General features: G+C 67.2%; 10 protein-coding genes. 1 reads left to right on the forward strand and 9 read right to left on the reverse strand.

Features of this window, described 5'->3' with window-relative positions; genetic code table 11:
- Positions 1-105: 105 nt before the first annotated feature.
- From V5F84_RS02685 to V5F84_RS02705, 5 genes are all read right to left on the reverse strand, one after another.
- On the reverse strand, positions 106-801 hold the full coding sequence (locus tag V5F84_RS02685) for a cyclase family protein (protein ID WP_394043305.1): 696 nt from the start codon (positions 799-801) through the stop codon (positions 106-108).
- Positions 802-856: 55 nt separating this feature from the next.
- Positions 857-1,603 (reverse strand): ABC transporter ATP-binding protein, encoded by a 747-nt coding sequence (locus tag V5F84_RS02690; RefSeq protein ID WP_394043306.1) that lies wholly within the window; start codon positions 1,601-1,603, stop codon positions 857-859.
- Entirely contained in the window at positions 1,600-3,393 is a 1,794-nt protein-coding gene (locus tag V5F84_RS02695; RefSeq protein ID WP_394043307.1) for a branched-chain amino acid ABC transporter ATP-binding protein/permease, read from the reverse strand. The genes V5F84_RS02690 and V5F84_RS02695 overlap by 4 nt, the downstream gene beginning before the upstream one ends.
- Positions 3,390-4,265, reverse strand: coding sequence for a branched-chain amino acid ABC transporter permease (locus V5F84_RS02700; RefSeq protein ID WP_394043308.1), 876 nt, complete (start codon positions 4,263-4,265; stop codon positions 3,390-3,392). Before V5F84_RS02700 ends, V5F84_RS02695 begins: the two co-directional genes overlap by 4 nt.
- 244 nt (positions 4,266-4,509) lie before the next feature.
- Positions 4,510-5,658, reverse strand: coding sequence for an ABC transporter substrate-binding protein (locus V5F84_RS02705; protein ID WP_394043351.1), 1,149 nt, complete (start codon positions 5,656-5,658; stop codon positions 4,510-4,512).
- A 346-nt stretch (positions 5,659-6,004) separates the two neighbouring features.
- On the opposite strand from V5F84_RS02705, the gene V5F84_RS02710 reads away from it, so the two are divergent.
- Entirely contained in the window at positions 6,005-6,967 is a 963-nt protein-coding gene (locus V5F84_RS02710; protein ID WP_394043309.1) for a LysR family transcriptional regulator, read from the forward strand.
- Positions 6,968-7,286: 319 nt separating this feature from the next.
- Here V5F84_RS02710 and V5F84_RS02715 read toward each other — a convergent pair whose 3' ends face one another.
- The 4 genes from V5F84_RS02715 to V5F84_RS02730 are packed head-to-tail and all read right to left on the reverse strand — an operon-like array spanning position 7,287 to position 10,899.
- Positions 7,287-7,970 carry an aspartate/glutamate racemase family protein gene (locus tag V5F84_RS02715; protein ID WP_394043310.1) on the reverse strand — a complete coding sequence of 228 codons (684 nt, stop codon included), beginning with the start codon at positions 7,968-7,970 and terminating at the stop codon, positions 7,287-7,289.
- Positions 7,971-7,985: 15 nt separating this feature from the next.
- A complete protein-coding gene (otnC, locus tag V5F84_RS02720; protein ID WP_394043311.1) occupies positions 7,986-8,618 on the reverse strand; it encodes a 3-oxo-tetronate 4-phosphate decarboxylase in 633 nt (210 codons plus the stop codon).
- 3 nt (positions 8,619-8,621) lie between these two features.
- Entirely contained in the window at positions 8,622-9,902 is a 1,281-nt protein-coding gene (gene otnK / locus V5F84_RS02725; protein ID WP_394043312.1) for a 3-oxo-tetronate kinase, read from the reverse strand.
- Between the two features lie 52 nt (positions 9,903-9,954).
- On the reverse strand, positions 9,955-10,899 hold the full coding sequence (locus tag V5F84_RS02730; RefSeq protein WP_394043313.1) for a 3-hydroxyacyl-CoA dehydrogenase: 945 nt from the start codon (positions 10,897-10,899) through the stop codon (positions 9,955-9,957).
- Positions 10,900-10,927 lie beyond the last annotated feature (28 nt).

A 10,927-nucleotide genomic window follows, 5' to 3' on the forward strand; every position in this document is an offset into this window, starting at 1 on the left:
GGAGAGGGGGCGCGCCGTCAGGTGGTGATGAAAGGTGCCGGGCGGCGTGGCAGTCTGCCGTCCGGCACCTTTTTGCGCCTCGTCAGGGCTTGAGGCGCAAACCGTTCAGTTCAGCACGGCGAACGCGCGCACCGGGGAGCCGGAGCCGCCCTTGAACTTCAGCGGCGCGCCGAAGAACTGGAACTCGCCCTTGCCCACCAATTGCTCCAGGTTCACCAGCCATTCCCAATGGCTCACCCCGAGGTCGCGGCACAGGCGGTGCTGGGCGAAGATATTGTCCGTGGGCTTGTCGGTGGAAGGACCCTCCACGCCGTGCATCTTCGAGCCGCGATCATAGAGCCACTTCGTGGCCTCGGCAGTGAGCAGCGGGTTTTTCCAGACCGAATCCAGGCTCGGATAATTGCGCGCGTGGAAGCCGGTGCACAGCAGCACGATATGGCCGTCCACCTTCACGCCGGCCGTCTTCTCCGCCTCTTCCATGTCGGCGACGGTGATCTCGCCGAGGTCGGGAATATGGCGCAGGTCGAAGCACACCGCCTTGCCCATGAACTGTTCGAGCGGCATTTCGTCGATCGGCGCGCCGTCCGGATTCACATGGCGATAGGCGTCCACATGGGTGCCCACATGGTCGAGCATGGCGATGAAATTGGTCTGGAAGGTCATGGCGTCGCCCGGCACGCCGAGATTGAGCGCCTTCGATCCCTCATGGCTCATGTGGGTGGTGATGACCGGCCGCTGGAACAGCTTGTGGGCCGGCATATTGTCCTCGATGAGGAGGGAGAGGTCGATGATCTTGGACATAATCGCTCCTTGACGGGCTTGGTCTTCGGGGGAAAGCAAAGTGCGGCGCGCCGGCTCAGGCCGCCGGTTTCTTCTTCTTGCCGAGGAAGGCCTCCATCACCTCCGGGTCGCGCGCGAGATCGGCGCTCGGCCCATGGCGCGCCACCCGCCCGTTCGCGATCACATAGGCGTGGTCGGCGATGGCGAGCGCGTAGCCGGCAAGCTGTTCGACAAGCAGAATGGTGAGGCCGGCCGCGTTGAGGTCGGCGAGGACCCGCATGAGCTGGTCGACGATCTTGGGCGCGAGGCCGAGCGAGAGTTCATCGATGATGAGCAGCTCGGGTTCCGCCATCAGGCCGCGCGCGATGGCCAGCATCTGCTGCTCGCCGCCGGACATGGAGCCGGCCTGCTGGGGCAGCCGCTCCTTGAGGCGCGGGAACAGGGCGAGCACCTTCTCCAGCGTCGCCTTCGAGCGCTCGGATTTCAGCCCGCCGTGGGCATAGGCGCCGAGGATGAGATTGTCCTCCACGCTCTGGTCGGGAAACAGCAGGCGGCCTTCCGGCACCATCACGAGGCCGCGCGCCACCTTCCGGTCGGCGGAGAGGCGGGTGGTGTCCTCGCCCTTGAACAGCACCTGCCCGCCGGAGGGGCGCACCAGGCCGGTGGCGCCGCGCACCATGGAGGATTTGCCGGCGCCGTTATTGCCGATCACGGCCACCAATTGCCCGCGCTTCACGCTCAGCGAGACGTCGCGCACCGCCACCGCCGCGCCGTAGCGCAGTTCCAGGCTGCGGATGTCGAGGAGAATGTCGGTGTCGCTCATGCCACCTCCTCCGCCGTGCCCGCCTCGAGGGAGGCGCCGAAATAGGCCTCGATCACGCGCGGGTCTTCCTGCACGATGGCGGGGGTGTCGCTGGCGATCACCTGGCCGTAGTCGAGCACGGTCACGGTGTCGGCCACCGCCATGATCAGTTCCACATGATGCTCGATGAGCAGCACCGAGATGCCGAGCGCGGCGATGGCGCGGATCATCTCCTCCAGCGCGTCGATCTCCTGGGTGGTGAGGCCGGCGGCCGGCTCGTCCAGCAGCAGCAGGCGGGGTTTCGCCGCCAGCGCGCGGGCGATCTCCAGCCGCCGTTGCAGGCCGAAGGGCAGGAAGCGCGCCTGCTCGTTGGCATAGGCATCGAGCCCGACGAAGGTGAGCAGGCCGATGGCGGCGCGGCGGCTCTCGCTTTCCTCGCGGCGCAGGCGCGGGGTGCGCAGCAGCGCGTCGGCGATGCCGTAGGTCAGGCGCTGCTGATAGCCCACCAGCACGTTGTCCAGCACCGTCAGCTCGCCGAACAATTCGGTGTTCTGGAACGTGCGGGCCAGGCCGATGCGGGCGATCTCATGGGAGCGCTTGCCGGTGAGCTGGATGCCGTCCAGCTCGAACTCGCCTTCCGTCGGCTTATAGAAGCCGGAGATGGTGTTGACGAAGGTGGACTTGCCGGCCCCGTTCGGTCCGATCAGGGCATGCACCTCGCCGGGCTTCACCCGCAGCGAGGCCTTGGAGAGGGCGGTCAGGCCGCCGAAGCGCACCGTGAGGTCGCGCGCCACCAGCTCCGCCTCGCCGGCGCGCACGTCGTGGCGCAGGCTCTCCTCCGCCGGAATGCCCTCGGCGGGATCGGCCGCGCGCTTCTGCGGCTTGAGGCGGGTGACCAGCATCCACGCCGTGCCGACGATGCCGCGCGGCAAAGCGAACATCACGACCAGCAGCAGCGCGCCATAGGCGAACTTCTGCCAGAGCTGGAATTGCTGCAGGAATTCCGGGAGATAGGTGAGGATATAGGCGCCGATCACCGGCCCGAAGGTGGAGGCCGCCCCGCCCAGGATCACCATCAGCAGAAAGCGCACACTGTCCGAGAATGTGAAGATGTCGGGCGAGATGTAGGAATTGAGGAAGGCGTAGAAGCTGCCGGCGATCCCCGCCGTGACCGACGCCACCACGAAGGCGAGGGTGCGCATGGCGGTGGCGTTGATGCCGAGCGCCCGCGCCGCCGTCTCGCTCTGGGATACCGCGAGCATCGCCCGGCCGTAGCGGGAGCGCTTGAGATTGTGGGTGGCGAGCGTCGCCAGGAACAGCGTCACCGCGAGCACGCCGTAGAAGGCGAAGCCGGAGATGCGATAGCCGAAGATGTTGGGGCGCGGGATGGAGGAGAGGCCCGTGGTGCCGCCGGTGAGCGACTGCCATTCGATGGCGACATTCTCCACGATGATGCCGAAGGCGATGGTGACGACGGCGAGATAGACGCCGCGCACCCGCACCGTGGGATAGGCCAGCAGCACGCCGAACAACCCGGAGACGATCGCCGCGCCGATGCTGGCGCTCAGCATGTCGAAGCCGAGCCGCACGGCGAGGATCGCGCCGGTATAGGAGCCGAGCGCGAACAGGCCCGCCTGGCCGAGCGAGACGAGGCCGGTGAGGCCCACCAGCACGTTCAGGCCCACGGCGATCACGCCATAGATCAGGAACAGCATGAACAGGCGCAGCTCGTATTCGTTGCCGGCGGTGAGCGGCACCGCGACGAGGATCGCGGCGAAGACGAGGAAGCCGAGCGCGGTGAGGTGTCTCATACCTTGAGCACCTCCCTTTTGCCGAACAGGCCCTGCGGAAACACCAGCAGCACCAGGATCATGGAGGAAAAGCCGATGATCTCCCGGGCGGCGGTGGAGATGTAGCCCTCGACGAATTTCTCCATCACGCCGAACAGCAGGCCGGCGATCACCACGCCGGGCGCGGAGGTGATGCCGCCGATGATGGCGACCGCGAAACCCTTCAGCCCCAGCAGCGTGCCCATGGTGGCGGACACCTGGATCACCGGCGCCACCAGGATGCCGGCGGCCGCGCCGAACAAGGCCGCGAGCCCGAAGGAGAAGGCGACGATGCGGTTGACATTGATGCCCATGAGGGCGGCGGCGCGCTTGTCATGGGCCACCGCCTGCATGGCGCGGCCGACGAGCGTGTGCTTCTGCATGAATTTCAGCCCCACCATGGCGAGGACCGCGACCAGGGGGATCAGCAATTCCTGCGGATAGATGCCGGCGCCGAGAATGTGCACCGCCTTCTCCACGCCGGGCGAGGGCAGGGGACGGGAGAAGCCGCCGAACTGCATGGTGGCGAGGCTCTCGATCATGATGCCGACGGCGATGGTGGTGAGCATCCAGCCGATGGAAGTGGTGCCGCCGGTGAACGGGCGCACCGCGAAGCGTTCCAGCAGCACGCCGAACACGGCCCCTGCGATCACGCCGAGCCCGCAGGCGAGCCAGAGCGGCAGGCCCGCGTCCACCCCCAGCACGGCCAGCACCGCGCCGATCATCAGCGTGTCGCCATGGGCGAAGTTCACCGCCTTGGCGGCGGTCCACATGATGTGGAAGCCGAGCGCCACGAGCGCATAGATGCCGCCGATGGCGAGGCCGGAGAGGGTGTATTGAATGAAGGTGGTCATCGTGCCGCGGTGCCCGTTTCACCCTCCCCCCTTGAGGGGGAGGGCAGGGTGGGGGGAGGTTCCGCTGGGAACCTGAAGCCGTGATCCTGCCGGTGCCGTACCCCCCTCCCCACCCCTCCCCCTCAAGGGGGGAGGGAGCAGGGCGCGCCTGGCTTCAATGTCGTGCCGAACTGAAGCCGCGGGACACATCCCCTCTCCCGCTTACGGGGGAGGGTTCGGGAGGGGAAAGCCGGAGGGCCAGACCTCAGTTGGTCTTGCCGTACTTGGTCTGCTCGATGGGCAGCAGCTTGCCGTCCACCCACACCGTCAGCTTGTAGTATTTGGGCAGGATGGCGTCCTGGCGCTCCGGGTCCTTGGCGTCGAAGGCGGGCTTATATTCCGCCACCAGCCCGTCCATGTTCACCGTGTAGAGCGCGTCATGCACCTTCTTCCAGTCGAAGGCGCCGGCCTTCTCGATGGCGGCGGCGATGATGTAGACCGCGTCATAGGCATTGGCGACGCCCGACGGCATCTTCACGTCGGAGGGCTGCTTCAGGCCGTATTTGGCCTGGATCTTGTCCCACAGCGCCTTCTTCTTGGGGTCCATGTCGCCCATGAAGGTATAGGTCTGGATCACTTCCACGCCGTCGGCCAGCGGGCCGGCCAGCTCGCCGAGATTGCCGGCGATGCCCCAGGCGCCGATGACGGTGGGCTTGTAGCCGACCTTGTCCATGGAGCGCAGGATCTGGTTGCCCTCGCGGTCCAGCGCCCAGAACAGCACCACGTCGGCCCCGGCGTCGCGGGCGCGGATCACCTGCGGGCTCATGTCCTGGTCGTTCCAGTTGAAGGTTTCGGCGGCCACCAGCTCCTTGCCGGCCTTGGCCATGGCGTCCTTCACGTCCGGCAGGGCGCCGTTGCCCCAGCCGGTGTTCTCGTAGAAGAACGCGATCTTGCCGGTCTTGGAGGCTTTCAGCGCCTGCTCGACGAGGAAGCGCGCCACCCATTTGTCCTTCGCCGAGACGCGGAACATGTAGTTGGGATTGGCGCCGTTCTCGATCGCCTTCGTATTGGCGGCGAGCACGCCCACATAGGGAATGCCGATCTCGTTCACCGGCTCGGCCTGGGCGACCGCGACGGTGGAATGATAGCCGCCGAGGATGGCCACGCACTTGTCGGCGAGCGCGATGCGGCGGGTGTTGTCGACGCCGCGCGGCGGGGCGCCAGCATCGTCATATTGCACGAAGCTGAGCTTCTTGCCGAGCACGCCGCCCTTGGCGTTGATCTCGTCGATGGCGATTTCGGCGCCCATCTTGATGGCGGCGCCGCCGAACGCGGCGGGGCCGGTGGTGGCGGCGGAATTGCCGATGCAAGGCTGCTGCTGCGCCATCGCCAGCGTGGACGAGAGGCCGAGCATCACCGTCGCGGCCAGGATCTGGCCACGTAAATTGGTTTGTGAAGGCATGTATTTATTCTCCTGTTGTCTACAGGATGTGTGGGCATTTCGCCCGTGTTCCCATCTGCACAATAAAGCTACCGACAAGTCCGGGCCGCGGACAAAGATGATTTTCCAATCGGCGATATAGGATGTGCCTATGAACGCAATTTATAGGCAGAAGCGATGCTATGTATGATGACATAACAATTTGAAAAACAACATGTTTTTAAGAAATGCTGCCCATAGTTTAAGCAGCTTGGCGCGAGGGAAGTCGTTTGACAAATCGAATCCTCTCGTGAGAATTCAGGGCCTGCAAAGGTGGTCCATGGATCTTCGCCAGCTCAAATACTTCGTCCAGATTGCGGAAAGCGGGAATTTCTCGCGCGCCGCGGAAATCCTGCGGGTCGCCCAGCCCTCCTTGAGCCAGCAGATGAAAAACCTGGAGGATGAACTGGGCGTCGACCTGCTGCTGCGCCACGCACGCGGCGTGACCCCTACGGAAATCGGCCAGCAGCTCTATGACCATGCCCGCCGCATCCTCCAGGAGGTGGACCGGGTGAAGGACGTGGTGCGCTCGCAATCGGCGAACCCGTCCGGCCGCGTCTCCGTGGGCCTGCCCACTTCCGCCTGCCGGGGCCTCTCCATTCCGCTCATCAACGCCCTGGCCGAGCACCAGCCCAACATCACGCTGCACGTGGTGGAGGCGATGACCGGCTATCTGGACGAATTCCTCCAGCTCGGCCGGCTCGACGTGGCGCTGCTCTACGACCACAAGGCGTTCGAGCATGTGGCCTGGACCGAGATGATGGTCGAGGACCTGATGCTGTTCGTGCCGCCGGGCCATCCGCTGGCGGCCGAGGGCGAGGTCTCCTTCAAGCGCATGTTCGAATTGCCCATCGTGCTGCCGGGCCGCCCCAACGTGCTGCGCACGGTGGTGGAGCAGTTCGCCGCCCGCCACGACGTCGTGCCCGCCGCCATGGATTGCGACAGCCTGCCGGCCATCGCCAAGCTGGTGCGCCAGTCCACGGCCCTGGCGGTGATGCCCCATTTCGCCTTCACCGAGGAGATGACGCGCGGCGAGATGGTGGCGGTGCGGATCGTCGACCCGACCCCGTCCTGGCGCCTGTCCGTGGTGGTCTCCCAGCGCACCATGAATGTGCGCGGCAGCGAGGCGGTGGCGCAGGTGATGGCCGATGTCATCGCCGGCATGGTGGAGGCCGGCGTCTGGCGCGCCCGGCTGCGGGCCGATAAGACGCGTGGCGAGCCGTTCCGGGCGCCGGCGAAATAGGCCGCGCCCGCCGGGCCCGGTGGGCGATGCCGCGCTCCCGATCCGCCCGCCCCATCATCGCCCTTGCCTCCGGCGCGGTCGTCCGGCGCCGTCGGGCGGGGGCAGCAGCCGGCGCGGCAGCCGGTGCGGGATGCGCGCGCCGAACGCTTTTCGCAGGCCCTCGGAAATATGTGCCGAACCTTGGGCGAATTCGCGGTGTCATCGCGCTGTGGAGCGCGGAAACGGGTCTTCAAACCGCTGTTCGTCTGCGGCAAGTCCTTGGTTTCACGTGAAACATTTCGCGGAAAACGGCCCTTCGCGGCGTCCGGCGCCGGCGCGGTCAGGCCGGCTCCAGGGCCCGCCGCACATGCCGCACCCCGAGTTCGGGGCTGGTGAGAATGGGGATGGAAAAGCCGTTATCCCCTTGGTCCTCAAGGGCCCGCGCCATGGACGCCTGGGCCAGCACCACCACGTCCACCTTGGGCGCCAGGGCGGCGAGTTCCGCCCGCACCAGCGCGTCATGTCCGGCCCGGTCTCCCGCCGCCAGCCGGGCGAACGCGCCCTCGCAGACCCCACTGCTCAACGCCACCCGAACCCCCATTTGCGCGGCGTGGCGGTTCAGAAGATCGGTGGTAGGAACGAGGGTGGTGGAGAGCGTCGCCAGCACCCCGATGCGGGTGCCTTTCTCCAATGCCGCCAAGGCCATGCCGTCATCCACCCGGAACAGCGGCACCGGGCAGAGCGGGATCGCGGCATCCACCGCCGGGCCGAGGGAGGAGCAGGTGACGAGCACCGCATCGGCCCCCGCGTCCACCGCCGACCACACAGTGCCGGCCAGCCGGCGCATGGTGAGGCGGGAGAGTTCGCCCGTGCGGATGGTGTTCCGCAGCAGGCTTTCATCCACGATGTTGAAGGTTTCCCAGCCAGGCAGATGGTCCCGCGTCAGCGCCTCGAACACCGGCACCAGTCCGGCGACCGTGTGGATGAGCGCGAGGGTGCGGGGTGCGGGCGGGGGCGTCGTCATCGGCAGGCGGCTCGGCTATTTGGGGAAGGCGGTGTTCAGCTCGTCGATCTGCGCGGGGGTGAGCAGGCGCGGATTACGATCCCGCAGCAGCACCAGCAGCTTGGCGGTTTCCTCAAGTTCCTCAGCGGCATAGACGGCGCCCTGGAGGTCCTTGGCGGTGACCACCGGGCCATGATTGGCCAGCAGCACCGCCGCGCATTCGCCCTTCATCTCCCGGATCAGCGTGCCCATGGCCGGATCGCCCGGCCGCACATAGGGCAGCAGCCGCACCTTGCCGACCCGCATCACCACATAGGGCGTCAGCGGGGCGATGCAGTCGGCGGGGTCGAGCTCCGGCAGGCAGGACAGCGCGGTCGCGTAGGTGGAATGCAGATGCACCACCGCGCCCGTGCCGGGGCGGGTTTCGTAATAGGCGCGGTGCAGGAACACTTCCTTGGAAGGCTTGTCGCCGGAGATGTGCTGCCAGTCCCGGTCGAGCTTGGAGATGCGGGCGGCCTCCAGAAAGCCGAGGCAGGAATTGGTGGGCGTGATCAGCACCCCGTCCTCCACGGCGACGGAGATGTTGCCCGCCGAACCCACCGAATAGCCGCGCTCGAACAACGAGCGCGACAGGCGCACCAGGAGGTCGCGGGTGCCGACTTCGTCCATGGGTCAGGCCTCCGCCGTGCCGGCGATGGCGCCGAGCGCCTTGCCGAAGAAATCGGGCGCGCCGAAATTGCCGGATTTCAACGCCATGCCGAGGCCGGTGCCGTCTTCCGCCACCAGGACCGGAACGCCGGGATCGATCTCCGGGCCGATGCGGAACGAGGTGACGCCAAGCGCGGAGACCACGGCGCCCGAGGTCTCCCCACCCCCCACCACGATGCGCCGCATGCCGGCGTCATAGAGCGCCTTGGCGGTCTGCGCGAAGATGCCGTCCAGCTTGTGGGCGACCGCGGTGCGGCCGTATTTCTCCTGGAGCGCCGCCACCTGCTCGGGCCTGGAGGAGGAATAGACCAGCGGCGCGTGGCCGGGGTTCGCCTGGATGAAGGCGACGAGGTCGGCGGCGGTGACGGAGCCGTCCATCACCTTGTCCACGTCGATGGCGAGCACCGGGTGGTCCTTGCCGTGCACCTCGATCTGCTGGAGCGTGGCGCGCGAGCAGCTTCCCACCAGCACCGCTTCCGGCCCGCCGATCAGCTCCACCGCAGGATTGCCGCCCTTCGCGAGGCCGGCCTTGATGAAATTGCGCGGCAGGCCGAGCGCAATGCCCGAGCCGCCGGTCAGGAGGCGGGCATCGGCGCAGGCGGCGGCGATGGCGAGCAGATCGGCATTGGTCAGGGCATCGACAATGACGAGCCGCTCGCCTTTCTCCGCCGCCGCCGCAAGACCGGCGCGGATCGCGTCGGGGCCGCGCTGGAGCACGGTCCAATCCACCAGGCCCACCGGGTCCTTGCACTGGAGCTGCAACCAGCGCCGCAGATCGGCGTCGGTCATGGGGTTGAGCGGGTGATGCTCCATGCCCGAATCGTTCAGCAGCCGGTCACCGACGAACAGATGGCCCTTGTAGATGGTGCGCCCGGCATCGGGAAAAGCGGAGCAGGCGATGACGCCCTTCTCGCCGAGCCGCTGCGCCAAAGCCTCGCCCACCGGGCCGATATTGCCTTCGGGAGTTGAATCGAAGGTGGAGCAATATTTGAAGATCACCTGCCGGCAGCCCTGGGCCTCCAGCCAGTCGAGCGCGGCCAGCGACTGCGCCACCGCCTCGTCCGCCGGGATGGAGCGGCTCTTCAGCGAGATCACGCAGGCTTCCACGTCATCCGCCGCCGGGACGGTCGGAATGCCGAGATATTGCACCGTCTTGAGGCCGCCTTCCGGCGCGATCCCCTTGGCGATGGTGTTGGCGATGTCGCTCGCCCCGGTGAAATCGTCGGCGATCACTCCAAGCAGCATGGCGGACACTCTGTGAGAGATGGCGAGGGGCGGCGGATGGCTCCGCCGCCGGTCAGGCGTTTTCCTTCAGCACCGCGCGCTTGGCCTTCACCAGGGCGGCGAGGCAGCGGTCGCGCCAGGCCTTGCGGGCATCGAGCTTGTCCGCCGGAGTCTTCGCGCGCCGCTGCGCTTCGACCTGCGCGACGAGGGCTTCGCTCCAGGGGCGCGGGTCGGCCTGTTCTTTCGCGAGATCGTAATACATGGGGCCGAGCTTGGCGCAATAATCCGCGACGCCGCCCTGGGCATTGAGGTCGATGGTCTCGAACGGGCCCATGAAGAACCAGCGCAGGCCGAGCCCCTCGGAGATGGCCGCGTCCACGTCGGTGGCGGAGACGATGCCGTCCTCCACTAGGCGGAAGGCTTCGCCCAGCACCGCGCTTTGCAGGCGGTTGACCACGAAGCCGGCGATCTCGCGGTTGAGGCGGATCGGCACCTGTCCCACCGCCTTCATCAGCGCGTCGGTGCGCTCGACCACGTCCGGTGCGGTCCAGGGGGCGGGGATGATTTCCACCAGCGGGATCAGGTGCGGCGGGTTGATGGGATGGGCCACCACGCAGCGCGCGCGGCCCTCGATCTCCGCCGTGAAGGAGGAGGCCGGCAGGCCCGAGGTCGAGGAGGCGATCACCGCGTCCGCCTTCGCGAGCTTGGCCAGCTCCTTATAGAGCGCCTGCTTGATGGGGAGCCGCTCCGGCGCGCTCTCCTGGATGTAATCGGCGTCGGCCACGGCATCCGCCAGGCTCGCCGCCGGCTTGAGGCGGGCGAGCACGGCGGCGACGGTTTCGCCGTTCAGCAGGCCCTGTTCGGCAAGGCCGGGGGCGGCGCCGGCGGCAAAGTCGAGCGCCGCCTGGAGGGAAGCGGGCGAGGGATCATAAAGAGTCACGTCAAAGCCGGCGCGCGCGAACACGAGGCCCCAGGAGCCTCCCACAAGGCCACAGCCGACAAGAGCGATTTTCGTCATCTGGGAATGTCCCGGTTGGTGTTGAAGC

Source organism: Roseixanthobacter liquoris (assembly GCF_043195135.2).
Taxonomy (GTDB): Bacteria; Pseudomonadota; Alphaproteobacteria; order Rhizobiales; family Xanthobacteraceae; genus NCEH01.

What these genes read in the sequence shown, in the direction of transcription:
- otnK (WP_394043312.1), bottom strand. Translation starts at nt 9,902, where the DNA reads ATGCTGCTTGGAGTGATCGCCGACGATTTCACCGGGGCGAGCGACATC.
- V5F84_RS02710 (WP_394043309.1), top strand. Translation starts at nt 6,005, where the DNA reads ATGGATCTTCGCCAGCTCAAATACTTCGTCCAGATTGCGGAAAGCGGG.
- V5F84_RS02715 (WP_394043310.1), bottom strand. Translation starts at nt 7,970, where the DNA reads ATGACGACGCCCCCGCCCGCACCCCGCACCCTCGCGCTCATCCACACG.
- V5F84_RS02730 (WP_394043313.1), bottom strand. Translation starts at nt 10,899, where the DNA reads ATGACGAAAATCGCTCTTGTCGGCTGTGGCCTTGTGGGAGGCTCCTGG.
- V5F84_RS02705 (WP_394043351.1), bottom strand. Translation starts at nt 5,658, where the DNA reads ATGCTCGGCCTCTCGTCCACGCTGGCGATGGCGCAGCAGCAGCCTTGC.
- otnC (WP_394043311.1), bottom strand. Translation starts at nt 8,618, where the DNA reads ATGGACGAAGTCGGCACCCGCGACCTCCTGGTGCGCCTGTCGCGCTCG.
- V5F84_RS02700 (WP_394043308.1), bottom strand. Translation starts at nt 4,265, where the DNA reads ATGACCACCTTCATTCAATACACCCTCTCCGGCCTCGCCATCGGCGGC.
- V5F84_RS02685 (WP_394043305.1), bottom strand. Translation starts at nt 801, where the DNA reads ATGTCCAAGATCATCGACCTCTCCCTCCTCATCGAGGACAATATGCCG.
- V5F84_RS02690 (WP_394043306.1), bottom strand. Translation starts at nt 1,603, where the DNA reads ATGAGCGACACCGACATTCTCCTCGACATCCGCAGCCTGGAACTGCGC.
- V5F84_RS02695 (WP_394043307.1), bottom strand. Translation starts at nt 3,393, where the DNA reads ATGAGACACCTCACCGCGCTCGGCTTCCTCGTCTTCGCCGCGATCCTC.